We start from the raw sequence: 24,099 nt of genomic DNA, 5'->3' as shown, positions 1-24,099 counted from the left end.
AACTTGCTTGATGACGACCTCGGCACCTTCGGCATAAGAGCGGAGCGTCGGCATATCGCTGCTGGCCTGACATACATTCCCGCGACACCATTTCACCGCCTTGGAATTCATATCGGGGCCCCGGTCAACGCCTCGTGCCGGTGCGATGGCCGGCAGCACCGTCGTGTTCAGTCGCATGGCGACATCGATATCGTTCCGGCGGGATTGGACGGCGAGTGGGAGGACGATGGCGATTGCTCGATCCTGAGGCTCTGGATAAGCCCCGCGATCGTGCGCAGCGCCGCGGAGGATCTGGAGATCGATCCGGACAGCATCGCCGTCCGTCCTAAGTTTCAGCATCGCGATCCAGGTATCGAGCACATCGCATTGGCGCTGGAGACGCAGATGAGCGCGGACGGACCCTCCGATCGCCTGTTCGTCGAAAGTCTCGGAAAGGCGCTGGCGGTGCGGCTCATCAGTGGGCCTTTCAACCCGCCGACCGTGGCGGCCAGGCAAAAGCTTTCATCGCGCCAAAGACGCAGCCTTATCGAATTCATCGAATCCCACCTCGATCAGGATTTGTCGCTGGCACAATTGGCTGATGTCGCGACGATCAGCGTATCGCACCTTAAGGTGCTGTTTCGCCGCTCATTCGGTATGCCGGTTCATCAATATGTGATCCGCTGCAGGGTGGAGCGCGCCAGAAGCCTGCTTGTTTTGGGAGAGCTGCCGATCAGCCAGATTGCGCTCGCCGCCGGTTTTGCTCATCAGAGCCACATGGCGCAGGCGATGAAGCGTGTCCTCGGCGTGACACCGGCCAGCATCGCCCGGATGAGACAATAGCCTCTCTGCAGGAGCGTAACCGATCATTGACTACCCGTTTTTGTTCTTCAGCATCCGATCCTGTGCGACAGGTCCTCTGAAACAGCATGATCTGCATCCGCGATGAAACGTTCAAGGATGTGAGAGATGTTTGTAGTTTTGGGTGCGACCGGAAAGATCGGGCGGGCGACGATTGCCGAGCTCCGCCGCCATGGCGCGCCGGTGACAGCCGTCGTTCGACGGCCAGATAGTGCCGCTGAACTCAGGGCCATGGGTTGCGATATTGCCGTCGCGGACATTCAGGACGGTGCGGCTCTCTCTGAAAGCATGAGAGGCGCGACAGCCGTACAGATCATCTGCCCCACGAGTGTGCGGGCGGACGACGCGGCCGCTGAGATGAAAAACAGCATAAGAACGATCGTCGATGCACTCGACCGGAACAGGCCGAGCTCCATTCTGGCAATTTCCGACTATGGCGCACACCTTGCGTCGGGCACGGGCATCACACTGACTTTCCATCATTTGGAATCCGAACTGAAAAAGCTCCCCGCCGCCCTGACTTTCCTGCGCTCCGCCGAGCATATGGAGAATTGGAGCCGGCAGATCGGGCGCGCGGTCGAGACCGGCGTGCTGCCGAGCCTGCATCATCCGACAACCAAACTATTTCCCACCATATCGGCTCCCGACGTCGGCGTCATTGCCAGCGAATTGCTCCTATCCGATACCCATGCTCCGCTCCGCATCGTCCATGCGGAGGGGCCAAATCGCTACAGCGTCGAGGACGTTGCGCGGATTGCCGCGGAGCTCGCCGGCCGAAATATTGCCGCCAGCGAAATGTCTCGCCCGGACTGGATTCCTGCGCTCGTTCGGGGAGGGCTGAGCGCAAGCTATGCCGAATTGGTTGCCGCGTTGTATGACGCCCACAATGCCGGACGGATCGACCTGGAGCCAGGCGTTGGAGAGGTCAAGCGAGGCCGAACCGGGCTGCGGGAAGTTCTGGTTTCGATGACGCAATCGTCTTGACGTAAGGGAGGGGAAGCTCGACGCGGCGAGCTGAAATCAGGCGATCCGGTGTGTTTTGGACATCCGGCGTGAGATAGGTCACTCGGGTATCGAGGCAAGCGATCGCAAGTATGGCACGAACTCAGCCGATGGCTGCGATACAGGTTCTCGCCCCTTGGTTGGCTAATAAAATCGCAGCTTGGGGCCAAAAATGGCCAAAAATCAGCTCCTTTGGGCGGGTTTTTGGCAATTCCCACAAATCTTTACCAACTGAAAAATTTCTCGTGAATTTTTCCTGCAGCCATGCAAGGATGCGCCAGCTTGGCCTCGGGGGAGGTCGGCGGTTCCGCAGACATGCCCGGTCAACGGGCTTGCGGGAGGACCCAACAAGATAGCAACAACAGGGCTGCACCTCATGAAAAAATCCCTTTTGACCCTTTTCGCCTTGGCTGCCATGTCGGCAACGGCGCTTGCGGCCGACATCAAGCCGGCGATCGTCTACGGCACCGGCGGCAAGTTCGACAAGTCCTTCAACGAGGCAGCCTATAATGGCGCCGAGAAGTTCAAGAAGGAAACTGGCATTGCCTATCGCGATTTCGAGCCGACGGGCGACACCCAGGGTGAACAGGCGCTGCGCAACTTTGCCAGCAAGGGCTTCAATCCGGTCATCGCCGTTTCCTTCGCCTGGACGTCCGCTCTTCAGAAGGTTGCAGCCGAATATCCGAAGACCCAGTTCGTTCTGATCGACGACAGCCTCGACCTGCCGAACGTCCGCTCCGTCAAATTCAAGGAAAACGAAGGCTCTTATCTCGCCGGCGTCATGGCTGCACTGGCATCCAAGAGCGGCAAGGTTGGTTTCGTCGGCGGCATGGACATTCCGCTGATCCGCAAGTTCGAATGCGGCTATGAGCAGGGCGCCCGCGCCACCAATCCGAAGATCGAAGTCTTCCAGAACATGACCGGCACGACCGGTGCTGCCTGGAACGACCCGGTTCGCGGCGGCGAGCTCACCAAGAACCAGATCGACCAGGGCGCCGACGTTGTCTACGCGGCTGCGGGCGCCACCGGCCTCGGCGTGCTGCAGACGGCTGCCGACAACAAGAAGCTGTCGATCGGCGTCGACTCCAACCAGAACTACCTGCATCCGGGTTCGGTTCTGACCTCGGTCGTCAAGCGCGTCGATCTCGCCGTCTATAACGCCTTCACCGACGCCAAGAACGGCAAGTTCACGGCCGGCACGCAGGAACTCGGCCTCAAGGAAGAGGGCGTCGGCGCTGCCATGGACGACAACAACAAGCCGCTCGTCACGCCGGAAATGAAGGCTGCCGTCGACAAGGCGACCGCCGCCATCATCTCCGGCACGATCAAGGTCCACGACTACACGACCGACAACGCCTGCCCGAAGAGCTGATATGAAATAAGGGCGTATGACGTATCTAAAACGTCATACGCCCTTTTCTTATCCGGAAGTCTGATTTCTGGAGCTGCGTAGTGAGCCAAACGCCTGCCATCGAACTCGTGGGCATCGACAAGAAGTTCGGTGCTGTCCACGCCAATAAAGACATAAACCTGACCGTTTCCAAGGGCTCGATCCACGGAATCATCGGTGAGAATGGTGCCGGGAAATCGACTCTGATGTCGATCATCTACGGCTTCTATCATGCCGACAGCGGCGAAATCCGCATCAACGGCAATCCGATCGCCATCCGGGACAGCCAGACGGCCATTGGCGCCGGCATCGGCATGGTGCACCAGCATTTCATGCTGGTCGACAATTTCTCCGTACTCGAAAACGTCATGCTGGGCGCCGAAGGTGGCGCGATATTGGCGAAGGGTGTGGCCGCTGCCCGCGCCGAACTCAGGCGGCTGGAGAAGGATTACGGCCTGGACGTCGATCCGGACGCCCTGATCGAGGAGCTTCCCGTCGGTCAGCAGCAGCGTGTCGAGATTCTGAAGGCCATGTATCGCGGCGCCGAGATCCTTATCCTCGACGAGCCGACCGGCGTTTTGACGCCTGCCGAAGCCGACAATCTCTTCCGGATTCTCCGCGTGTTGCGGGATCAGGGCAAGACCATCATTCTGATCACCCACAAGCTGCGCGAAATCATGGCGATCACCGATACGGTGTCCGTCATGCGCCGCGGCGAGATGGTCGCCACGCGCAAGACGGCGGAAACCACCGTCGAAGAGCTTGCCGAGCTGATGGTTGGCCGTCGCGTGTTGCTGCGCGTCGAAAAAGGGTCTGCCCATCCCGGCGAGGTCGTGCTCTCGGTCCGCAATCTCACCGTCAAGGACGGTCGTGGCGTTACAATGGTCGACAATGTTTCCTTCGACGTCCGCGCCGGCGAGATCGTCGGCATCGCTGGCGTCGCCGGCAACGGTCAGTCGGAACTATTGGAGGCGATCGCCGGTATCCGCAAGCCGGCCGCCGGCGAAATCCACCTGCACGGCGAGCCGATCGGCACCGCCGATCCGGCAGCCTTGCGTGATCTCGGCCTCGCCCATATTCCGGAAGACCGCCATCACATGGGCCTCGTCCTCAAGTTTGAGGAATATGAAAATTCTGTCCTCGGCTACCACCGCGATATGAAATACGGTAAGGCCGGCATGCTCGATCTCGACGCCATGCGCAAGGATGCGATCGAAAAGATCGAGAAATACGACATCCGCCCGCCGAACGCCCGGCTGAAGACCGCCAATTTCTCCGGCGGCAACCAGCAGAAGATCGTCGTCGCTCGCGAGATTGAGCGTGATCCGCGGGCTCTGCTGATCGGCCAGCCGACGCGTGGCGTCGACATCGGCGCCATCGAGTTCATCCATCGCCGCATCATCGAGATGCGCGACGCCGGCAAGGCGATCCTGCTGGTGTCGGTGGAGTTGGATGAAATCCGCGCCCTTTCGGACCGCATCCTCGTCATGTTCGCCGGCCACATCGTCGGCGAGAAAACGGCTGACGCCGGTGAACAGACACTCGGCCTGATGATGGCCGGCATTGCCGCATGAGGCCTTGATGAGCACTGCTTCCGTTCCGCTCCCCAATTGGATCACTTATGGTCTGATTCCCATTATCAATCTCGTCATCGCCTTCCTGATCTCCGGTCTCGTCGTTTGGTTCATCGGCGAGAGCCCGCTCGATGCGTTGAATCTGCTATTGGATGGCGCACTTGGCAGCGGCGAAGGCATCGGCTTTACGCTGTACTATGCCACGAGCTTCATTTTCACCGGCCTGTCTGTCGCCGTCGCCATTCATGCCGGCCTGTTCAATATCGGCTCGGAAGGCCAGGCCTATGTCGGCGGCCTCGGCTGCGCCCTCGCGGCGCTGGCGCTCGACAGATACGTGCCCTGGTACGTGACGATGCCCTTCGCGGTCATCGGTTCGGCCATCTTCGGCGCGCTCTGGGCCCTCATTCCCGCCTGGCTGCAGGCCAAGCGCGGCAGCCACGTCGTCATCACCACCATCATGTTCAATTTCATCGCCTCTGCGATGATGAACTTCATCCTGGTGCATGTGCTGATCGTGCCGGGCAAAATGGCGCCGGAAACCCGCACCTTCCTCGAGGGCGGTCAGTTGCCGAAGCTCGATTGGCTGATGGGCATCTTCGGCTCGACCATCGGCGCAGCACCCCTCAACGTGTCCTTCCTGATCGCGCTGGTCATGTGCTTCCTCGTTTGGGTGCTCGTCTGGCGTACCAAGCTTGGCTATGAAATGCGCACGCTCGGCCTTAGCCCGACGGCGGCCGTTTATGCAGGCATTCCCTATGCCCGCACGGTCATCATCGCCATGCTCATTTCCGGCGGTCTCGCCGGCATGATGGCGCTCAATCCGGTGATGGGTGCTTCGGCCCGCCTGCAGGTCGAATTCGTGCTCGGCGCTGGCTTCGTTGGCATCGCGGTATCCCTGATGGGCCGTAACCATCCGGTCGGCATCATCCTGGCGGCAATCCTGTTCGGCATTCTCTATCAGGGCGGCGACGCGCTTTCCTTCGACATGCCCAATATCACACGTGACATGATCGTGGTGATCCAGGGATTGGTCATCCTGTTCGCCGGCGCCCTCGAATATATGTTCCGGCCCGCTATGGTGCGCATCTATCAAAAATTCGCCAGGACGTGAGGATCGGACGATGGAATATTATGATCTTCTCATCAGCATACTTGGCTCGACCATCCGCCTGTCGATTCCGCTGATCTTCACGGCTCTTGCCGGTCTGTTTTCCGAGCGCGCCGGCATTTTCGACATCGGTCTCGAAGGCAAGATGCTGGCATCCGCGTTCGCCGCCGCCTGTGTCGCCTCCGTCTCCGGCTCGGCCTGGGCCGGTCTCGGCGCCGGCATCGTGACATCGGTGGCGTTTGGCCTGCTACATGGCTTCACCTCGATCACCAATCGCGGCAACCAGATCGTCTCCGGCGTCGCCATCAACTTCCTGACGGCCGGCTTGACCATCGTGCTCGGCCAGGCCTGGTTCGGCCAGGGCGGCCGCACGCCGACGCTGCCGGCCGAGGCGCGTTTCGCTTCGATCACCTTGCCGGGCGCCGCCGCCATTCATGACGTGCCGTTCATCGGGCCGCTCTATGCCAACGTCATCTCCGGCAACAATATCCTGACCTATCTCGCCTTCCTCACAGTGCCGATTTCCTGGTGGATCCTCTATCGCACCCGTTTCGGCCTGCGCCTGCGTGCGGTCGGCGAAAATCCCGGCGCTGTCGATACGGCCGGCATCTCCGTCGAGTGGCTGCGATATCGGTCGTTGATCGTCGCCGGCATTCTCTGCGGCTTCTCCGGCACCTACCTCGCCATCGCCCAGTCGGCCGCCTTCATCAACAACATGTCGGCGGGCAAGGGCTACATCGCTCTCGCGGCGCTGATCTTCGCCAAGTGGAAGCCGGTGCCGGTCATGTTCACTTGCGTGCTCTTCGGCTTCCTCGATGCTTTCGCCAATTTCATGCAGGGCAAGGCCGTGCCCGGTATCGGCGAAGTGCCGGTACAGATTTTCCAGGCGCTGCCCTATATTCTGACCTGCATCCTGCTTGCAGGCTTCATCGGCGTCGCCAAACCGCCAAAGGCGGGCGGCGTGCCCTACACCAAGGAGCGCTGATCCATGTCGCATGATCTGTTCGAGGCTGCCCGCGGAGCGATGGCCTTTGCCCACGCCCCCTATTCGAACTTTCCCGTCGGCGCGGCAATCCGCGCGGAGGACGGCAAGGTCTATACCGGCGCCAACATCGAAAACATATCCTTCCCGCAAGGCTGGTGTGCCGAACCGACGGCGATCAGCCACATGATCATGGGTGGCGCCAAAAAGATCGTCGAAATGGCCGTCATCGCCGAAAAGCTGCCACTCTGTCCGCCGTGCGGCGGCTGCCGGCAGAAAATCGCCGAGTTCGCCAGCAAGGAAACGCGCATCTATCTTTGCGACGAAACCGGCGTGAAGAAGACCATGACCATGGACGAAATGCTGCCCTTCAGCTTCGAAACCGAGTTACTGGGATGACCGCCGCCGCCGACATCCTGTCCGAAAAGCTCGGTGATCTGCAGCCGCGCTACGGCATCGTCCTCGGCTCAGGCCTTGGTTCGCTGGTCGATGAGGTCAGGGATGCCGTGCGCATTCCCTATGCCGATCTCCCCGACTTCCCGGTCAGCGCCGTCTCCGGCCATGCGGGAACGCTGGTTGCCGGTTATCTCGGCGACGTACCGGTCATCATGTTGTCCGGTCGGGTGCATTATTATGAAAAGGGCGACGCCAACGCCATGCGGACGCCGATCGAGACCCTGAAGGCTCTGGGCGTTGAGACGCTGATCCTCACCAATTCCGCCGGATCGCTGCGCGAGGAAATGTCGCCTGGATCGGTGATGCAGATCACCGATCACATCAATTATTCCGGTATGAACCCGTTGATCGGCGAGGAGAGTGACAAGCGTTTCGTCGGCATGACCAGTGCCTATGATACCGACCTGATCATGCGCATGCGTAAGGCGGCGGAAACGGCCGAGATCAAGCTGTCGCACGGCGTCTACATGTGGTTCTCCGGCCCAAGCTTCGAAACCCCGGCGGAAATCCGCATGGCGCGCATCCTGGGCGCCGATGCCGTTGGCATGTCGACCGTGCCGGAAGTTATTCTTGCGCGTCTTTTCGGCCTGAGGGTTGCCGCCGCCTCCGTCATCACTAACTATGGGGCTGGCATGACCGGCGGCGAGCTCTCGCATGAAGAGACGAAGGACATGGCCCCGGTCGGCGGCGCACGCCTTGCTGCCATCCTGAAAGAAATGATTGCGGACGAAGGAAACAAACAATGACGAGCCATTCCCTCAGAGAAACGGCGGCCGTTGCGCTCTCCCTTCTCGATCTCACCAATCTCAAGGATGACTGCACGCCGGCGCAGATCGAAGCACTTTGTGCTCGCGCCCAGTCTCCCTATGGCAATACCGCCGCCATCTGTATCTGGCCGCGTTTCGTTGCCCAGGCGCGCGGTATTCTCGGAACCGACCATGCTGTGAGGATCGCGACCGTGGTGAATTTCCCGGCCGGCGATATGGAAGTGGCTGATGTCGCGGCCGAGGCGCGTGAGGCGATTGCCGATGGTGCGGACGAGATTGATGTTGTCATTCCGTATCATGCGCTATTGACCGGGAACGAGCGGGCCGTCACCGACATGGTCGTCGCCGTGCGGGCTGAATGCACGGGACCCGTGCTGCTGAAGACCATCCTCGAAACCGGTGAACTCAAGGACGTGGCGCTCATCAAGCGAGCCTCCGAACTGGCGATCGAGGCTGGATCCGATTTCATCAAGACCTCCACCGGAAAGGTCGCCGTCAACGCAACGCTCGAAGCGGCCGACATCATGCTGCGGGCGATCCGCCAAAGCGGCCGCAAGGTTGGTTTCAAACCGGCTGGCGGCATCGGCTCCGTAGCCGACGCGGCTCTCTATCTGAGTCTTGCCGAGACCATCATGGCGCCGGATTGGGCCATGCCATCGACCTTCCGTTTCGGCGCATCGGGTCTGCTCGACGATATCCTCAACGTGCTTGGCGGCGGGAAGTCCACCGCGGCGTCGTCCGGATACTGAGTGATGATCCCGCAGGAGATCATCCGGCGGAAGCGGGACGGCGGCACGCTTCCCGCCACCGATATCGACGCCTTCATCTCGGCCCTTGCGCGGGGTGAGCTGGCCGAAAGCCAGATTGGCGCCTTCGCCATGGCCGTCTGGTACCGCGGCATGACGCGTGAGGAGACCGTGGCCCTGACATTGGCCATGGCCCGTTCAGGCGATATGCTCTCCTGGTCGGGCATCGGGAAGCCGATCGCCGACAAGCATTCGACCGGCGGCATCGGCGACAATGTCTCGCTGATGCTGGCTCCGATCGTCGCTGCCTGCGGCCTTGCCGTGCCGATGATTTCCGGCCGTGGCCTTGGCCATACTGGCGGTACGCTGGACAAGCTGGAATCGATCCCCGGCTACGATATCACCCCGGATGCGGCGCGCTTTCGCAAGGTGGTGGATGAAGTGGGCTGCGCCATCATCGGCCAGACCGGGACCTTGGCGCCTGCTGATGGCAAGCTGTATGCCGTGCGCGATGTCACGTCCACGGTCGATTCCGTGCCGCTGATTACAGCGTCGATCCTGTCGAAGAAGCTGGCCGCCGGCCTCGAAACTCTGGTCCTCGACGTCAAGATCGGCAACGGCGCCTTCATGACTTCGCTGGAGGAGGCCGAAACGCTGGCCCGGTCGCTGGTCGAGGTCGCGAACGGGGCGGGTGTCAGGACCGCGGCCTTGATCACGGACATGAACCAGCCATTGGCCGACGCGGCCGGCAATGTCGTCGAACTCCGCAATTGCCTGGATTTTCTGAAGGGCAGTAAGGCTGGGACGCGGCTCGAAACGGTCGTGTTGGCCTTCGCAGCCGAGATGTTGATGCAGGCGGGGATGGTCAGCTCATTGGCCGAAGCTGAGGCAAAAGCCCGGGAAGCGCTCTCCTCCGGCCATGCGGCCGAGCGGTTCGGCCGCATGGCTCACGCCCTCGGCGGCCCCGCCGATCTGCTGGACCATCCGGACAGATATCTGACCGCCGCGCCGGTGCAGAAGCCGGTTCTTGCGTCTTCGGATGGTTGGTTGGCCGCCTGCGACGCTCGCGCCATCGGCATGAGCGTCATCGATCTCGGTGGCGGTCGCGGTCATCCGCAAGATAAGATCGACCATCGCGTCGGCTTTAGCGATATCTTGCCGCTCGGAACAAAGGTCAGCAGAGGCGACCGTATCGCGACCGTTCATGCCGCCGATGAGACGAGCGCTGAAAGGGCGGCAGCCGGTCTGTCGGCAAACTACGAGATCAATGAGAACGCGCCGGCTCTGCCTCCGGTGATCGTCGCTCGGATTTGACAGCGAATTATTGCGTTAGACGCAAAGAGCCGTTTTCGGCACCATAGGAGTTGAGCTTTTTCAGAAAGCTCATGCCGATCAGCGTGGTGTTCAAAGCATCGTCTTTCGAAACCACGGCGTCGACATCGCGGACCTTGATCGTTCCGATCTCGAGACGGTCGAGTTTGGCAAGCGCCACTTTGGATGGGCCATTGGCGGTCTGAATGGTGTAGCGATAGTCGAGATCGTTGCCGCTGATGCCGAGGCGGCGTGCCGTGCTTTCGTTGATTGCCACATAGGTTGCGCCCGTATCGATCAGACCATGCACCGATCGGCCGTTGATCTTGAAATCGCCCTCATAGTGGCCGCCCGCGCCGGCCGGCAGCAACACGCTTCCATATCCGGCCGCCGGTGTCGGCTGCTGTGCCACGGCAACTTTGACCACGGGCGCCGCGCTTTCGCCAGTCGCCACTTGCGTGCCTAGCAACGCGGGAACCTGTGTGGCCGCTGCGGCAATCAGGCCGGCAAAAACAAGAACGCGAACGAGCATCGGCGGGATCCTTCCTATGGGCTTTGTCATCTCGGAGCCCATCGATCCCTCAATGTTTAAAGCAGCTTCGCTGACAGGCCGCTAAACAGATCAATAAAAAGCCCGGCAGTTGGGGACTGCCAGGCAAAAAAACAAATATGGTCGCAGGATTTACTTCGTGCCGTACATGCGGTCGCCGGCATCGCCGAGGCCGGGGACGATATAGCCCTTTTCATTCAGATGGCTGTCGATCGCTGCCGTGAAGATCGGCACGTCGGGATGCGCCTTGCGGAAATTGGCAAGGCCCTCCGGTGCGGCGAGCAGGCAGAGGAAGCGAATATTGTGTGCGCCGCGTTCTTTCAGCTTGTCGATTGCGGCGATCGAGGAATTGCCGGTGGCAAGCATCGGGTCGACGACGATGATCAGGCGCTCGGAAATATCCTCCGGCGCCTTGAAGTAATATTCGACCGGCTGCAGCGTCTCGTGATCGCGATAGACGCCGATATGCGAAACGCGGGCAGAAGGCACGAGGTCGAGCATGCCTTCCAGCAGACCGTTACCGGCTCGCAGGATCGAGGCGAAGACCAGCTTCTTGCCTTCGAGAATCGGCGCATCCATGGGCTGAAGCGGCGTCTCGATGGTCTCGATCGTCAATTCCAGGTCGCGCGTCACCTCATAGCAGAGCAGCGTCGAAATCTCGCGCAGAAGCCGGCGAAAGCTTCCCGTCGACGTGTCCTTTTTGCGCATGATTGTGAGCTTGTGTTGCACAAGCGGGTGATCGATGACAGTGACGCCGTCCATGGTTTCAGCCTTCCGATAATTCCGCGATATCAGATGTTTCTTTCACGGAAATCTTCTCTGGTGCAAGAAAATAGGCCCCTTTCAGAGATGTCATCCCCAGTCTGCGGCCTAAAATGACGCTTTTACAGTCTTGCCAACAGGGACGCCCGCGTCGCCTCGTCCACGAAGGCTGCCTCGATCGCCGTGCGGGTCATGGCGTCGATCTCGTCGTCGCTGAAGCCGAAGGCGGTGGAGGCAAGATCGTATTCGCGTTTTAGCGAGGTGTGGAAGAAGGGCGGATCGTCGGAATTGATCGTGACGCGCACGCCGGCGTCCCGCAGCTTGCGTAGCGGATGCGTGGCGAAATCCGGGAAAACGTTCAGCGCGACATTGGAGCCGGGACAAACCTCCAGCACCGTGCCGAGATCAGCAAGGCGTTTGACAAGGTCGACATCCTCGATGGCGCGCACACCGTGGCCGATGCGCGACGGGCGCACCAGCGCAACCGCATCCGCGACGCTGAACGCGCCGCAGACTTCGCCGGCATGGATCGTGAGGCCAAGGCCGGCGTCACGGGCGATGTCAAATGCACGCGCGTAGTCGGCGACGCGGCCCATGCGCTCCTCGCCCGCCATATTGAAGCCTGTGATCAGCGGATTGTCGCTCTTGGCGGCATATTCGGCGGCCTTGATGACCCGCTCCGGTCCAAAATGACGTTCGCCGGTGACGAGCAGCCGGGCGACGATGCCGCTCTTTTCCTGCGCTGCGCGAATGCCGGCCGAAATGCCGGCCATATAGGCGTCGGCGCCGAGACCAATGCGGTCGCCATGGTCGGGCGAGACGATCAGTTCGCTATAGATCGTGCCGATGTCGGCAAGCTCTTCGAGATAGGTTTCGGTCAGCAGCGCGTAGTCTTCATCGGTGCGATAGACCTCGGAAACCTTGTCGTAGCAGACGAGGAATTCGGCGAAATCCTTCCAGAGATAGATGCCGTCATGCAGGAAGGCACTAGTATCGACGTTGTATTTCCGTGCTTGTGCGAGCGTCAGCGCCGGAGGAGCGGCACCCTCGAGATGACAGTGCAGCTCGACCTTCTTCAAATGCGATGTCACAGAAAACTCCTTCCATGCGGCCCCGCCGCAATTCCCAAATGGCGAGCAACGGTTTCGCCGATATCGGCATAGGTCCGGCGGATGCCGATCGAGCGCGAGCGGATGCCAGGCCCATAGGCGATGACAGGCACACGCTCGCGCGTATGGTCGGTACCGCGCCAGGTCGGATCGCAGCCGTGATCGGCCGTCAGGATAACGAGATCGCCGGGTTTCAGCTTCTCATGCACCTCCGGCAGCCGCGCGTCGAAGGCTTCAAGCGCCGCCGCATAGCCGGGTACATCACGGCGATGGCCATAGACCATGTCGAAATCGACAAAATTCGTGAAGACGAGATCGCCGTCGGCGGTCTCGTCCATCGTCCTTAGCGTCGCATCCATCAGCTTCATGTTGCCGTTGGCTTTGATGACCTTCGAGATGCCCTGATGGGCAAAGATGTCGCCAATCTTGCCGACCGCGTGCACGGTGCGTTCGGCCTTAACCAGACGGTCGAGTAAGGTCGGCTCGGGCGGCAGCACGGAGAAGTCGCGGCGGTTGCCGGTTCGCTCGAATGTCGTCGACGTTTCCCCAATGAAGGGGCGGGCGATGACCCGGCCGATATTGTAGGGATCGAGCAGGGTGCGAACGATCTGGCAGAGAGCGATCAGCCTTTCGAGGCCAAAATAGTGCTCATGTGCAGCAATCTGGAAGACGGAGTCGGACGAGGTGTAGCAGATCGGCTTGCCGCTGCGGATATGCTCCTCCCCATATTTGGCAATGATCTCAGTGCCGGATGCGTGGCAATTGCCGAGAATGCCGGGGAGATCGGCTGCTTTGCAGATTGCCTCCACCAGATCCGGCGGAAAGGCGTCGCCCTCGGCGGAAAAATAACCCCAGTCGAACATGACGGGCGTGCCGGCAATTTCCCAGTGGCCCGATGGCGTGTCCTTGCCGCGCGACACTTCATTGGCGCAGCCATAGAGGCCATAGAGCTTTTCCGGCTTTGGCATGCCGTCCGGATAGCGGCCTGTCGCCGCCTTGGCGATCTCCAACAGCCCGAGACCCGACATGTTCGGCAGCATCAAAGGACCGGAACGCAGGCCCTCGCGGTCGGCGGCACCCGCCGCGCAGAACTCGGCGATATGGCCGAGCGTATCGGCGCCCTCATCGCCATAGGTGGCCGCATCCGGACTGCCGCCGACACCGAAGGAATCAAGAACGAAGAGAAAGGCGCGCGCCATGGTTCACCCGATAGGATTGCTCAATGCGCTAGATGACGTCAGGCGCATTGGACGTCACCCATATAACGGAGACGTCTACTTGGCAATTTTCCTGCTCAAATGGGGAATATCGCACGGATTTGCAGAAATTGCGCTCAACAATCGCTACAGGTGATCGGATCTTTGGAGCGCGGCCGATAAAAATACTCGCGGCCGATGGTGATCTGGCTGCTACCGGCCGGCAGGAAATCCGCGCCGAAACTGATGAGCTGATAGGGAACGGTGAGCTCGGTGCGCACCAGAAATGTGCTTGGCTGAGCGATATTGACGGGAACGGTGACGGTGCTGCCGGTCGAGTAGGGCTTGCTGCCGTCCTGTGCCCAGGACCAGGCAACGGTGGCGTTGCCGCTGGCATCGAGCTGAACACCGCTGATCTTCAGCGTCAGGTCGGTCGCGTCGTAGGGCGCGAAAATGGCGCTGGCAACCGAAGGCATGGTGGCGAGCATCGTCTTGTTGACGTCGGTCCGGTGCGTCAGGATGTCGGCGATGGAACCGGCCGATCGGCTCGCTCGCTTTTCGACGCTGAGCGCTATGGTGAGTTCGAAGGCGCCGAGATAGAGCATCACCAGCACCGGAAAAAGGATGGCGAATTCGATCGCGCCGATGCCACGCTCGTCGCCGGCAAAGCGCCGCAAAGCGGCGCAAAGCCTGGCCGTCAGCTCTTTTCGACCCATCGCCATCCTCCTCACGGAAAATTCTCGTTTTGGAAGGCGGCAGTCGCGACGATGAGATAGGTCGTCGGCATGGAACCGTCAGTTGGGCGTATGGTGGTGAGGTAAGGCCGCAGAAGATCGGTTATTATCTGCCAGCGGTAATAGGCGCGCACCATGTTGTACGACTGGGCGCCGCCGGGTGCGTATTTGAAGCCCGTTGTGCTGATGTCGGAATAGGGATTGGACGAAGACGCGCGTGGGATGGTGGTCGGCATGGCCGCAAAGGTCTGGTAGCTTTCGACGTCAAGATAAAGATTGGTTGGCGTCGTCAGCTCGGCTGCCGAGCAGGCGATGATGACCGAAATCTCGTTGCAGAAGGCTTGGCGGAATTGCTGTTCATTCGTATTGGCAGCGGTGATCTGCCCGGTCCTGATCTGACGCGCCATGGTATCGACGGCGTTGGAAACGACCTGCTCCGCGATAAAGGCGACGAAGGTTTCCAGGATTGCGAAAATGATCAGGAAATAGGGGATCGCCAGAAGGGCGAATTCGATGGCTGCCGTGCCGTCGCGAGAGCGCACGAATTCGCGCAGACGTCCCCCCGCGCGTCGCCGCGCAGGGCTCTTGCCCCCAAGAATATCGTCGTCTGGCGTCATACCGGAATCCGCGGCGATTTAAATGGGGATGAGACTAGAGCTGCTTTCTTGATAATCCGTTTCTCTTCTCTCTTCATATTGAGAGGAAGTCCGGATTTATTTGAGAAAGATAAGTCTTGTACAGTATAGTTGAATATAAGAGGGAGCCGGCCCTTACGGGCTGGCGGCTGCAGCATTGTTCTGTTGGGCATGGTTCTGCTGGGCATGCTGCTCGCAAGTAGGCGTGCAGGACAGCACCGAACGGTCAGTCTGACGGTAGACACGGACCGTATTGCCTTCGTCGATCGATACAAGGATACGCTCGTCGACGATCGCGTTGCCGTCGGAATCGAGCAGAACGATATTCGTCGTGCCGAAACTGCGGCCGGTAAGCACGATGGTTTTCGGATCGGCGACGGTCGCATCGGCAACCTGTGAATTGCCGACGATGACCTTGCTGACGGGACGATCGAGTTTCAGCACGCGCGCGTGATCCATATAGACGCGCAGCATGCCGTCATCCGCTGCATGGGAAAGCTGCGGTATCAGGCCCACTATTGCGGCGGCGCAAGCAAAGAATGCGGTTCTGCCGCGGGTTGGCATGGTCTGGCCTCGTGAAGCTGGTGGCGGAAACGATTGCCAAATACAATGAGAAAGAATGGTGAATGAACAATTAAGGGAAGGCTACCCGTGCAATTCCGATGCAAGTTCGCCGCCTTGGCCTTCCATTTTGGGATTTCCGTTACGGTCATGAAATATTCAGAGACGTTCCATGCATCGTCCTAATACATCAGAGCCTAATCATTGTATGGAAATCGAAGATTTTCTTTAAAATTGCTCGGAAAGACATGATTTGACGTTAACTAGTCTATTTGCGTTTTAGAATTTCCGATCTGTTAACCCAATTCCTTAAAGCGATGGAAACGGCCAACCGCTACCGTGCAACTCATCCGATCAACGGCAAACAGTTGGCGGACGTGCTGTCAACAAAGTGAGTGGAGTAAACTTATGACCAAGCTTTTTTCGCGTTTCTTGAAAGACGAATCCGGTGCGACCGCAATTGAATACGGCCTGATCGCTGCGCTGATTTCCGTTGCCATCATCACCGGCGCTACGACCCTGGGCGGTGTGCTCAACAATACGTTCATCAACATTGGGACCAAGATGGACACTGCGGCTCAGAAGTATCCGTGATGGTATTGCGACCTAATGTCTTCGGAAACCGCTCAGTATCATGAGCGGTTTTTGACATTTATATTTTGAGTGGGAAGTCTTCGATGCTTGAAGCCGCAACATTGCTGATCTTCCCGCTCTGCCTTGCGGTCGCGGCCCTTTCCGACCTGTTTACGATGACGATCCCGAATCGGGTGTCGCTTATCCTGCTTGGCTCCTTCATGGTGCTTGCACCCTTACTCGGCCTAGCATGGGCTGACATCGGCATGCATTTTGCCGGGGCGGCCATTGTCTTTTGTATCTGCTTTGCGCTCTTTGCCCTGAACGTTATGGGCGGTGGCGATGCCAAGCTGCTGGCGGCTTCCGCAGTCTGGTTCGGTTTCGATCTGTCGCTACTGTCCTTCCTCGTCCATGTCGCCTTCCTCGGCGGCGTGGTGACGATTTTCATTCTTATGCTGCGTTCGCAATCCAACGTCATCCTGGCTATGGGCCTGCCGGTGCCGAACTCGCTACTGATGGCCAAGAAAATCCCGTATGGCATTGCCATCGCCATTGGCGGCTTCCTGGTTTTTCCTTCGTCTCCGCTGGTCATTGCGGTTACTTCGCGTCTTATCTAATTTAGATTTATCTAAGTATTAATGATGTATTACACGGCGCTGTATATTATGGTTCTTTAATAGTCGTGCTTAAATAATTGTAAATGTAATATACGATTAACCATAATTACACCAATTACAGAGCATTCTGCGGGGCGAAGAGTCGTATTCCCCAAGGAATGATCATGAAACCCGCTCGCTTAATGATACTCGCGGTGGCAGTTGTCACGGCAGGGCTTGCCGGACTGCTGGCGATGCGTCTGGCCGGTTCGCACAATGTTGTGCCGCAGGTCGCAGCGGTGGTGGAGAAGGAGGCGACAGTCAATGTGCTCGTCGCCGACGCCAATCTTCCGGTCGGCTCGCGCTTGAATGACAAGTCCGTCCATTGGATGGCCTGGCCGCAGAGTGGCCTTGTCAAAGGTTTCATCACTGAAGCCGACCGTCCCGATGCGCTGAAGGACCTGAACGGTGCGGTTGTCCGCCTGCCGATCTTTGAAGGTGAACCGATCCGCGAAGAGAAAGTCGCCGATTCCAACAGCCACATTCTCTCCTCTCTGTTGCCTTCCGGCAAACGCGCAGTCGCCACCGAAATCTCCGTCGCCACCGGTGCCGGCGGATTTATCCTTCCCAATGATCGTGTTGACGTGATCATGGTTCGCAAGGGCGATACGCAGAAATTCGTGACCGAGACCGTGCTCAGCAACGTCCGCGTCCTCGCCGTCGATCAGCAGATCGAGGAAAAGCAGGATGGGACCAAGGCGGTGGTCGGCACGACCGCGACGCTGGAGCTGACGCCGGACCAGACCAAGGTTCTGGCGGTCGCCCAGCAGATTGCCGATCGATTGACACTGGCGCTGCGCTCGGTCGCCGATGCGGGTCAGTCGGATACGACCGCTGCGGACTATCTGCTGACCGGGGACAATGGCGGCGCGGTCGTCCAGGTCATCAAATCAGGCGCGATCGTTGCCAACGGCACGGCCGCAGCCAAGACGCAATGAGAAGGGGCGGGACCATGTTCAAGACCAGCAAACCGATCGACCTTCTTTCGTCTGCGGCTCTCTCTTTCTCGGTCGCTTTCGCCGGCCTGCCTTTCGCCGAAGCGCCGGCTTTCCTGCGCATGGCGACGGCCAGGGCCGACGGTTCCGACACCATCGTCACCATCGCCGGCCTCGGCACCAAGCGCACGCTGAAGCTCGGCCTCAACAAGGCGCTGGTGGTCGACCTGCCGGCGGACGCCCATGATATTCTAGTTTCTGATCCGAAGATGGCTGATGCCGTGACGCGCACCTCGCGCCGCATCTACCTGTTCGGAAAGACGGTCGGCCAGACCAATATCTTCGTCTTCGGCGCCGACGGGAAGGAGATCGTTAGCCTCGACTTGCAGATCGAACGCGACATCGCCGGCCTGCAAACCAATCTCAAGCGTTTCATCGCGGACTCCAACATCAATGTCGAGATCGTCTCCGATAACATCGTCTTGACGGGCACGGTCCGTACGCCACAGGATTCGGCGCGCGCCGAGCAATTGGCCGAAGCCTTCCTCAAGGGCGGCGAGGCGACCACCCGCACCGAAACCGCCAGCGGCAGCGGCGGCGACAATTCCGTCGCTCTCTTTGCCGAAGCGCGCCAAACCTCACAGATCGTCAATCTTCTGCAGATCGAAGGCGAGGATCAGGTGACGCTGAAGGTTACCGTCGCCGAAATCAAGCGGAGTGTTCTGAAGTCGATCGGCTTCGACCACCTCGTCAGCAATTCTTCCGGCCTCACCGTTGCGCAGCTCGGCAACGTCAGTAGCGATGCAACGGCTGCCACCGGCAACGGCGGCATCGCCGCCTTGTTCAAGTCCACGATCGGCAAATACGATATCAACAGCTATCTGAACGCCATGGAGCAAGCTGGCGCTGTCCGCACACTCGCCGAACCGACCTTGACAGCGATTTCAGGCCAGGCCGCGACCTTCAATTCGGGCGGCCAGACGCTCTATTCCACGATCGATCAGGATGGCAAGGTGACGATCACGCCGTATACTTACGGCATCAGCCTCGCCTTTACGCCCGTCGTCCTTTCGGCCGGACGCATCAGTTTGCATGTCCAGACTCAGGTTTCCGAACCCGTAGGCACTGCCGGCGAGGCAACCTACAACCAGCGCGCAGCAGACACCTCCGTCGAATTGCCTTCTGGCGGCTCGATCGCGCTCGCCGGCCTCCTGAGCGATAACATCCAGCAGAATACCAACGGAACGCCCGGCGCCTCGAAGATCCCGATCATCGGCGCGCTGTTCCGGCAGAAGAGCTTTCAGCGCGACGAAAAAGAACTGGTGATCATCGCGACGCCTTACCTCGTGCGGCCGGTGGCTCGCGATCAGTTGGCTCGTCCCGACGATAATTTCTCCCCGACGAACGATGCCGCTGCCTTCTTCATGAACCGTGTCAACAAGATCTACGGTCGCAGAGATGGGCCGCCGGTCGCCGATGCCAATTTCCACGGCACAGTCGGCTTTATCTACAAGTGAGGGCAAACGGATCATGACACGCCCCTTTTCAACCGGATCCACGAGAGACCAAAAAATGGCCAGCCTCGATCGCAATGCGCCCCGCGTCACCAGCCCGCGATTCGCAGCCATGGCCTTGATCATGATGGCTGCCGCCGTCAGCGGATGTGCCGGTTCGCCCGACGGCATAAGGACCAGCGCCATTTCCGACGACTATCGTCAGCGTCATCCGATCGTGCTGACGGAGAAGGAACACCACGTCGACATTCCGATCTCTGCCGGCGATCGTCGTCTGACCCCCGGCACGCGCGATACAGTTCGCGGATTCGTGCAGGATTATCGCGCGCACGCAACCGGCACCGTCGAAATTCTTACCCCGCGGGAATCGGCGAACTCGCCGGCCGCGTCTGCCTTGCGCCGGCAAATTCGTCAGGAACTGGCGGCGAACGGCATTCCGTCGGCGCGCATCGTCGATAGTTATTATCCGGCCGGCGGTCCCTATGATGCTGCGCCGATCCGCCTGCGCTTCACGGCGACGACCGCCGCCACCAATGCCTGCGGCCAGTGGCCGGACGATCTCGCCGACAATTTTTTCGACAATCAGAACTACTATAATTTCGGCTGCGCCACCCAGAACAACCTCGCCGCGCAAGTCGCCAATCCGACCGATCTCATCGCGCCGCGTGCCGTGACGCCGATCGATGCCGACCAGCGCAGCAAGGTGATCGACAACTATCGCAACGGTTCGACCGCAACCAGCACGGCCACGGTCGGTGGCTTTGGCAGCGGCGGCAGTGGTTTCTAAACATGCGAGCTTACGGTCGCCGCAACAGGATAAAGTCATGAGCGCCATCGATTACGACATCAAGCAGGCCGCTGCGGAAGCCGAGGACGCGCCCCGTGTCGGCGATCTCGAAAACATGCGACCGCTGCCGCGCATCTCCGTGCATGCTTTTTGCGAAAGCGAGCAGTTGCAGCAGGTGATGGACCGATGCGCCAACGATCGGCGCATGTCCAAGGTCAGCCTCAGGATCACCAGCGGCAGTACAGCGGCGGCGGCAAACATGTTCGCCACGACCCCGACGCCGAATCTGATCATTCTGGAAACCCGCGCCAATCCGCAGAATCTGCTGGCCGAGCTTGCACCGCTTGCCGCCGTCTGCGATCCGAGCACCAAAGTGGTGATCATCGGCCATCATAACGACATCGGCCTCTATCGCGAGCTCATCCGCAACGGCATTTCCGAATATATGGTCCACCCGGTCGCCATGACGGATGTCATGGCGGCGATGGCCGCAATCTTCGTCGATCCCGACGCGGAGCCACTCGGCCGCAGCGTCGCCTTCATCGGCGCCAAGGGTGGGGTAGGGGCGTCCACCATCGCGCATAATTGCGCTTTCGGCATCTCCAACCTGTTCTCGACCGAGACCATTCTCGCCGATCTCGACCTGCCTTACGGCACCGCCAATATCGATTTCGACCAGGACCCGGCTCAGGGCATCGCCGAGGCCGTCTATGCGCCGGAACGCCTTGACGAAGTCTTCCTCGACCGTCTTTTGACCAAGTGTTCGCAGCACCTATCGTTGCTCGCCGCCCCCTCGATGCTCGATCGCGCCTATGATTTCGAAGGCCAAGCGTTTCAGCCGGTGCTCGACGTTCTGCAGCGCAGTGCGCCTGTGAGTGTGCTCGACGTGCCGCATCTGTGGACGGAGTGGACGCGCTCCGTGCTTTCGGCGGTCGATGAGGTCGTCATTTGCGCGGCACCCGACCTCGCCAATCTGCGCAACGCCAAGAACATGCTGGATGCGCTGCGCAAGCTGCGCCCCAACGACAAGGCGCCCCATCTCATCCTCAATCAGGTCGGCATGCCAAAGCGCCCGGAAATCGGTCCCTCGGAGTTCTGCGAGCCGTTAGAAACCGACCCGATCGCCATCATTCCTTTCGATATCAACCTGTTCGGCAACGCCGCCAATAGCGGTCGCATGATTTCGGAAACCGATCCGAAATCGCCGATCGCCGAGACCTTCTCACAGATATCGCACATCGTCACCGGGCGCGTTGCGCTGAAGAAGGCGAAGAAGGGCGGCCTGCTCGGCCTCCTGAAACGGAAGTAATTGTTTGATTTCGCATGATCGTGTTCGAAAGCCGGTTCGCACTTTTGACATCATGCTCCAGCGTAGAATTGGATCGACGGCATGTTTGGCAGACGCGGAAATGATGGTCCTGCAAAGAGCGGCGGCATAGCGGCTCCGCCGTCGCCGCCGCGCGCACCCTCCGCTGCTGCGGCGCCGGCGGCATCGACTGTGCTGGTCGAGCCGGCGCGCGAGGGGTCGCAACAGCGCCAGCAGGTGGCACCGCCTTCGATGCAGACGCCGACACGCCGCCGGCCGGTGCGCACCGAGGAATATTACGACACCAAATCGCAGGTCTTTTCCGCGCTGATCGATACGATCGATCTGTCGCAGCTCTCCAAGCTCGATGCGGAGGCGGCGCGCGAGGAAATCCGCGACATCGTCAACGACATCATCACCATCAAGAACTTCGCGATGTCGATCTCCGAGCAGGAAGAGCTGCTCGAGGATATCTGCAACGACGTCCTCGGTTACGGTCCGCTGGAGCCGCTGCTTGCCCGCGACGACATCGCCGACATCATGGTCAACGGCGCGGGCCAGACCTTCATCGAAGTCGGTGGCAAAACGGTCGAATCGGAAATCCGCTTCCGCGACAATGCCCAGCTTCTTTCCATCTGCCAGCGCATCGTGAGCCAGGTCGGCCGTCGCGTCGATGAATCGAGCCCGATCTGCGACGCCCGCCTGCCGGACGGATCGCGCGTCAACGTCATCGCTCCGCCGCTGTCGATCGACGGCCCGGCGCTTACCATCCGCAAATTCAAGAAGGACAAGCTGACGCTCGACCAGCTCGTCCGTTTTGGCGCCATCACGCCGGAGGGCGCCACGCTGCTGCAGATCATCGGCCGCGTTCGTTGCAATGTCGTCATTTCCGGCGGTACCGGCTCCGGTAAGACGACGCTTTTGAACTGCCTGACTAACTACATCGATCGCGACGAGCGCGTCATCACCTGCGAGGACACGGCCGAACTGCAATTGCAGCAGCCGCATGTTGTCCGCCTCGAAACCCGCCCTCCGAACATCGAAGGCGAGGGTGAGATCACCATGCGCGATCTTGTCAAGAACTGCCTGCGCATGCGTCCTGAACGCATCATCGTCGGCGAAGTGCGCGGACCGGAAGTCTTCGACCTGTTGCAGGCGATGAACACCGGCCATGACGGCTCGATGGGCACGATCCATGCAAATACGCCGCGCGAATGCCTGAGCCGTATGGAATCGATGATTGCGATGGGCGGCTTCAGCCTGCCGGCCAAGACGGTGCGCGAAATCATCTCAACCTCCGTCGACGTCGTGATCCAGGCCGCCCGTCTGCGTGACGGTTCGCGCCGCATCACCCAGATCACCGAGGTGATCGGCATGGAAGGCGATGTGATTATCACCCAGGACCTGATGCGCTACGAGATCGAAGGCGAAGATGCGAGCGGTCGCATCATCGGCCGGCATATGTCGACCGGCATCGGCAAGCCGCATTTCTGGGACCGTGCCCGCTATTACAACGAGGAAAAGCGCTTGGCTGCTGCCCTCGACGAAATGGAAAACAAGTCGAAATAGGACTTCCCCGATGTTCGGTGCCGATCCGGTAGTGCTTTTGATTGTCGTGCTCGCAGCCGTCTCCGCGGCGGCGGTCTGCTATGCCGTCCTCTATTCTCGGATCGAGACACAGAAAAAGGCCGACAGCCGAGTCAACCGCATCAAATCGGCCGAGACCGACCGCACGAAGGTCAAGGCAGCGCGCGACCGTGTGCAGGAAATGTCGAAACGGCGCAAATCGGTGCAGGATTCGCTGAAGGATCTGGAAAAGCGCCAGTTGGAGAACACCAAGAAGAAACAATCGTTGAAGATGCGGCTCGGACATGCCGGCTTGTCGCTGACGCCAGCACGTTTCTATCTCTTCGGCGTCCTGTTCGGCCTTTTCGTCATGGTTGTCCTCTTCCTGATCCACGCCCCGCTCGCCGTGGTGCTCGGTCTGCCGTTTGCCGCCGCCTTCGGCTTGCCGCGCTGGGTCGTCGGCTTCCTCATCAAGCGCCGGCAGAACAAGTTCCTGGACGAATTTCCCAATGCGCTCGACCTCATCACCCGCTCGCTCCGTTCGGGCCTGCCGCTCAATGACGCCGTGCGCCTTGTGGCAGCCGAGGCCCGCGAACCCGTCAAATCGGAATTTCGGCGGGTCGTAGAAGCCCAACAGGTCGGCCTCAGCATGACCGACGCCTGCGCGCGCATGAACAATCATATGCCTCTCCAAGAGGTGAACTTTTTTTCGATCGTCATCGCCATCCAAGCGCAGGCCGGCGGTAACCTGTCAGAAGCGCTGGGCAACCTCTCGCGCGTGCTGCGCGAGCGCAAGAAGATGAAAGCGAAGGTGACTGCACTGTCGATGGAAGCAAAAGCCTCGGCCGTCATAATCGGTGCGCTGCCGTTCATTGTCGCGACGCTCGTCTACCTGACCTCGCCGCAATATATGAGGATTCTTTTCGTCGATCCGCGCGGCCATCTGATCCTGGGCGCCGCCGGCATCTGGATGTCATTCGGCATCTACATCATGCGCAACATGGTCAATTTCGAGATTTGACCTGAAGGAGACGCCGAG

The 24,099-nt window shown here is 59.9% G+C and carries 25 protein-coding genes; 18 read left to right on the top strand and 7 right to left on the bottom strand.

Features of this window, described 5'->3' with window-relative positions; genetic code table 11:
• The first annotated feature begins 3 nt into the window (after positions 1 to 3).
• The 10 genes from PY649_RS14810 (at position 4) to deoA (ending at position 10,179) form a co-directional block, all read left to right on the top strand.
• A complete protein-coding gene (locus tag PY649_RS14810) occupies positions 4 to 822 on the top strand; it encodes a helix-turn-helix transcriptional regulator (protein ID WP_285869239.1) in 819 nt (272 codons plus the stop codon).
• 126 nt (positions 823 to 948) lie between these two features.
• Positions 949 to 1,824, top strand: a complete 876-nt coding sequence (locus PY649_RS14805; protein ID WP_285869238.1) for an NAD(P)H-binding protein — start codon at positions 949 to 951, stop codon at positions 1,822 to 1,824.
• Between the two features lie 394 nt (positions 1,825 to 2,218).
• A complete protein-coding gene (locus PY649_RS14800) occupies positions 2,219 to 3,214 on the top strand; it encodes a BMP family lipoprotein (protein WP_285869237.1) in 996 nt (331 codons plus the stop codon).
• Positions 3,215 to 3,294: 80 nt separating this feature from the next.
• Entirely contained in the window at positions 3,295 to 4,806 is a 1,512-nt protein-coding gene (locus PY649_RS14795; RefSeq protein WP_285869236.1) for an ABC transporter ATP-binding protein, read from the top strand.
• Positions 4,807 to 4,813: 7 nt separating this feature from the next.
• Positions 4,814 to 5,917: an ABC transporter permease gene (locus tag PY649_RS14790; protein WP_285869235.1), complete on the top strand. Its 1,104-nt coding sequence runs from the start codon at positions 4,814 to 4,816 to the stop codon at positions 5,915 to 5,917.
• 10 nt (positions 5,918 to 5,927) lie between these two features.
• The gene (locus tag PY649_RS14785) at positions 5,928 to 6,899 is read left to right on the top strand and encodes an ABC transporter permease (protein WP_285869234.1); all 972 of its coding nucleotides are present in this window, start codon (positions 5,928 to 5,930) and stop codon (positions 6,897 to 6,899) included.
• Positions 6,900 to 6,902: 3 nt separating this feature from the next.
• The gene (locus tag PY649_RS14780; protein WP_285869233.1) at positions 6,903 to 7,295 is read left to right on the top strand and encodes a cytidine deaminase; all 393 of its coding nucleotides are present in this window, start codon (positions 6,903 to 6,905) and stop codon (positions 7,293 to 7,295) included.
• On the top strand, positions 7,292 to 8,098 hold the full coding sequence (locus PY649_RS14775; RefSeq protein WP_285869232.1) for a purine-nucleoside phosphorylase: 807 nt from the start codon (positions 7,292 to 7,294) through the stop codon (positions 8,096 to 8,098). Before PY649_RS14780 ends, PY649_RS14775 begins: the two co-directional genes overlap by 4 nt.
• Positions 8,095 to 8,868, top strand: a complete 774-nt coding sequence (gene deoC, locus PY649_RS14770) for a deoxyribose-phosphate aldolase (RefSeq protein WP_285869231.1) — start codon at positions 8,095 to 8,097, stop codon at positions 8,866 to 8,868. The genes PY649_RS14775 and deoC overlap by 4 nt, the downstream gene beginning before the upstream one ends.
• A gap of 3 nt (positions 8,869 to 8,871) precedes the next feature.
• Positions 8,872 to 10,179 carry a thymidine phosphorylase gene (gene deoA / locus PY649_RS14765; RefSeq protein ID WP_285869230.1) on the top strand — a complete coding sequence of 436 codons (1,308 nt, stop codon included), beginning with the start codon at positions 8,872 to 8,874 and terminating at the stop codon, positions 10,177 to 10,179.
• 7 nt (positions 10,180 to 10,186) lie between these two features.
• Here deoA and PY649_RS14760 read toward each other — a convergent pair whose 3' ends face one another.
• The 7 genes from PY649_RS14760 to PY649_RS14730 all read right to left on the bottom strand — a co-directional run bounded on the left by PY649_RS14760 (position 10,187) and on the right by PY649_RS14730 (position 15,726).
• On the bottom strand, positions 10,187 to 10,708 hold the full coding sequence (locus PY649_RS14760) for a TIGR02281 family clan AA aspartic protease (protein ID WP_285869229.1): 522 nt from the start codon (positions 10,706 to 10,708) through the stop codon (positions 10,187 to 10,189).
• A gap of 150 nt (positions 10,709 to 10,858) precedes the next feature.
• Positions 10,859 to 11,488 (bottom strand): uracil phosphoribosyltransferase, encoded by a 630-nt coding sequence (gene upp, locus PY649_RS14755; RefSeq protein WP_285869228.1) that lies wholly within the window; start codon positions 11,486 to 11,488, stop codon positions 10,859 to 10,861.
• 122 nt (positions 11,489 to 11,610) lie between these two features.
• The gene (locus tag PY649_RS14750) at positions 11,611 to 12,579 is read right to left on the bottom strand and encodes an adenosine deaminase (RefSeq protein WP_285869227.1); all 969 of its coding nucleotides are present in this window, start codon (positions 12,577 to 12,579) and stop codon (positions 11,611 to 11,613) included.
• Complete coding sequence (locus PY649_RS14745; RefSeq protein WP_285869226.1) at positions 12,576 to 13,796, bottom strand: phosphopentomutase; 1,221 nt, start codon at positions 13,794 to 13,796, stop codon at positions 12,576 to 12,578. Before PY649_RS14745 ends, PY649_RS14750 begins: the two co-directional genes overlap by 4 nt.
• 134 nt (positions 13,797 to 13,930) lie before the next feature.
• Positions 13,931 to 14,509 (bottom strand): TadE/TadG family type IV pilus assembly protein, encoded by a 579-nt coding sequence (locus PY649_RS14740; protein WP_285869224.1) that lies wholly within the window; start codon positions 14,507 to 14,509, stop codon positions 13,931 to 13,933.
• Positions 14,510 to 14,520: 11 nt separating this feature from the next.
• On the bottom strand, positions 14,521 to 15,144 hold the full coding sequence (locus tag PY649_RS14735) for a TadE/TadG family type IV pilus assembly protein (RefSeq protein ID WP_285869222.1): 624 nt from the start codon (positions 15,142 to 15,144) through the stop codon (positions 14,521 to 14,523).
• A gap of 153 nt (positions 15,145 to 15,297) precedes the next feature.
• Positions 15,298 to 15,726: a pilus assembly protein N-terminal domain-containing protein gene (locus PY649_RS14730; protein ID WP_285869221.1), complete on the bottom strand. Its 429-nt coding sequence runs from the start codon at positions 15,724 to 15,726 to the stop codon at positions 15,298 to 15,300.
• A 405-nt stretch (positions 15,727 to 16,131) separates the two neighbouring features.
• Here PY649_RS14730 and PY649_RS14725 point away from each other — a divergent pair, with 405 nt between their 5' ends.
• From PY649_RS14725 to PY649_RS14690, 8 genes are all read left to right on the top strand, one after another.
• Complete coding sequence (locus PY649_RS14725) at positions 16,132 to 16,317, top strand: Flp family type IVb pilin (RefSeq protein WP_285869220.1); 186 nt, start codon at positions 16,132 to 16,134, stop codon at positions 16,315 to 16,317.
• Between the two features lie 83 nt (positions 16,318 to 16,400).
• Positions 16,401 to 16,913, top strand: a complete 513-nt coding sequence (locus PY649_RS14720; protein ID WP_285869218.1) for an A24 family peptidase — start codon at positions 16,401 to 16,403, stop codon at positions 16,911 to 16,913.
• Between the two features lie 164 nt (positions 16,914 to 17,077).
• Positions 17,078 to 17,890: a Flp pilus assembly protein CpaB gene (cpaB, locus tag PY649_RS14715; protein WP_285869216.1), complete on the top strand. Its 813-nt coding sequence runs from the start codon at positions 17,078 to 17,080 to the stop codon at positions 17,888 to 17,890.
• A gap of 14 nt (positions 17,891 to 17,904) precedes the next feature.
• Positions 17,905 to 19,404 (top strand): type II and III secretion system protein family protein, encoded by a 1,500-nt coding sequence (locus PY649_RS14710; RefSeq protein ID WP_285869215.1) that lies wholly within the window; start codon positions 17,905 to 17,907, stop codon positions 19,402 to 19,404.
• A 55-nt stretch (positions 19,405 to 19,459) separates the two neighbouring features.
• Positions 19,460 to 20,188 carry a CpaD family pilus assembly protein gene (locus tag PY649_RS14705; RefSeq protein WP_285869214.1) on the top strand — a complete coding sequence of 243 codons (729 nt, stop codon included), beginning with the start codon at positions 19,460 to 19,462 and terminating at the stop codon, positions 20,186 to 20,188.
• Between the two features lie 37 nt (positions 20,189 to 20,225).
• Entirely contained in the window at positions 20,226 to 21,497 is a 1,272-nt protein-coding gene (locus tag PY649_RS14700; RefSeq protein ID WP_285869213.1) for a CpaE/TadZ family protein, read from the top strand.
• An 81-nt stretch (positions 21,498 to 21,578) separates the two neighbouring features.
• Positions 21,579 to 23,063 carry a TadA family conjugal transfer-associated ATPase gene (locus tag PY649_RS14695; protein WP_285869212.1) on the top strand — a complete coding sequence of 495 codons (1,485 nt, stop codon included), beginning with the start codon at positions 21,579 to 21,581 and terminating at the stop codon, positions 23,061 to 23,063.
• Positions 23,064 to 23,073: 10 nt separating this feature from the next.
• On the top strand, positions 23,074 to 24,081 hold the full coding sequence (locus PY649_RS14690) for a type II secretion system F family protein (RefSeq protein WP_285869211.1): 1,008 nt from the start codon (positions 23,074 to 23,076) through the stop codon (positions 24,079 to 24,081).
• The last annotated feature ends 18 nt before the right edge of the window (positions 24,082 to 24,099 follow it).

This window comes from Rhizobium mayense (assembly GCF_030272705.1).
Classification (GTDB): domain Bacteria; phylum Pseudomonadota; class Alphaproteobacteria; order Rhizobiales; family Rhizobiaceae; genus Rhizobium; species Rhizobium mayense.
The sequence above is the reverse complement of the archived record's forward strand: the minus strand, read 5'-3'. Positions and strand labels throughout refer to the sequence as shown.

What these genes read in the sequence shown, in the direction of transcription:
- PY649_RS14735 (WP_285869222.1), bottom strand. Translation starts at nt 15,144, where the DNA reads ATGACGCCAGACGACGATATTCTTGGGGGCAAGAGCCCTGCGCGGCGA.
- PY649_RS14800 (WP_285869237.1), top strand. Translation starts at nt 2,219, where the DNA reads ATGAAAAAATCCCTTTTGACCCTTTTCGCCTTGGCTGCCATGTCGGCA.
- PY649_RS14700 (WP_285869213.1), top strand. Translation starts at nt 20,226, where the DNA reads ATGAGCGCCATCGATTACGACATCAAGCAGGCCGCTGCGGAAGCCGAG.
- PY649_RS14710 (WP_285869215.1), top strand. Translation starts at nt 17,905, where the DNA reads ATGTTCAAGACCAGCAAACCGATCGACCTTCTTTCGTCTGCGGCTCTC.
- PY649_RS14740 (WP_285869224.1), bottom strand. Translation starts at nt 14,509, where the DNA reads ATGGGTCGAAAAGAGCTGACGGCCAGGCTTTGCGCCGCTTTGCGGCGC.
- PY649_RS14690 (WP_285869211.1), top strand. Translation starts at nt 23,074, where the DNA reads ATGTTCGGTGCCGATCCGGTAGTGCTTTTGATTGTCGTGCTCGCAGCC.
- PY649_RS14805 (WP_285869238.1), top strand. Translation starts at nt 949, where the DNA reads ATGTTTGTAGTTTTGGGTGCGACCGGAAAGATCGGGCGGGCGACGATT.
- deoC (WP_285869231.1), top strand. Translation starts at nt 8,095, where the DNA reads ATGACGAGCCATTCCCTCAGAGAAACGGCGGCCGTTGCGCTCTCCCTT.
- PY649_RS14745 (WP_285869226.1), bottom strand. Translation starts at nt 13,796, where the DNA reads ATGGCGCGCGCCTTTCTCTTCGTTCTTGATTCCTTCGGTGTCGGCGGC.
- cpaB (WP_285869216.1), top strand. Translation starts at nt 17,078, where the DNA reads ATGAAACCCGCTCGCTTAATGATACTCGCGGTGGCAGTTGTCACGGCA.
- PY649_RS14720 (WP_285869218.1), top strand. Translation starts at nt 16,401, where the DNA reads ATGCTTGAAGCCGCAACATTGCTGATCTTCCCGCTCTGCCTTGCGGTC.
- deoA (WP_285869230.1), top strand. Translation starts at nt 8,872, where the DNA reads ATGATCCCGCAGGAGATCATCCGGCGGAAGCGGGACGGCGGCACGCTT.
- PY649_RS14730 (WP_285869221.1), bottom strand. Translation starts at nt 15,726, where the DNA reads ATGCCAACCCGCGGCAGAACCGCATTCTTTGCTTGCGCCGCCGCAATA.
- PY649_RS14785 (WP_285869234.1), top strand. Translation starts at nt 5,928, where the DNA reads ATGGAATATTATGATCTTCTCATCAGCATACTTGGCTCGACCATCCGC.
- PY649_RS14760 (WP_285869229.1), bottom strand. Translation starts at nt 10,708, where the DNA reads ATGCTCGTTCGCGTTCTTGTTTTTGCCGGCCTGATTGCCGCAGCGGCC.
- PY649_RS14775 (WP_285869232.1), top strand. Translation starts at nt 7,292, where the DNA reads ATGACCGCCGCCGCCGACATCCTGTCCGAAAAGCTCGGTGATCTGCAG.
- upp (WP_285869228.1), bottom strand. Translation starts at nt 11,488, where the DNA reads ATGGACGGCGTCACTGTCATCGATCACCCGCTTGTGCAACACAAGCTC.
- PY649_RS14790 (WP_285869235.1), top strand. Translation starts at nt 4,814, where the DNA reads ATGAGCACTGCTTCCGTTCCGCTCCCCAATTGGATCACTTATGGTCTG.
- PY649_RS14780 (WP_285869233.1), top strand. Translation starts at nt 6,903, where the DNA reads ATGTCGCATGATCTGTTCGAGGCTGCCCGCGGAGCGATGGCCTTTGCC.
- PY649_RS14695 (WP_285869212.1), top strand. Translation starts at nt 21,579, where the DNA reads ATGTTTGGCAGACGCGGAAATGATGGTCCTGCAAAGAGCGGCGGCATA.
- PY649_RS14705 (WP_285869214.1), top strand. Translation starts at nt 19,460, where the DNA reads ATGGCCAGCCTCGATCGCAATGCGCCCCGCGTCACCAGCCCGCGATTC.
- PY649_RS14725 (WP_285869220.1), top strand. Translation starts at nt 16,132, where the DNA reads ATGACCAAGCTTTTTTCGCGTTTCTTGAAAGACGAATCCGGTGCGACC.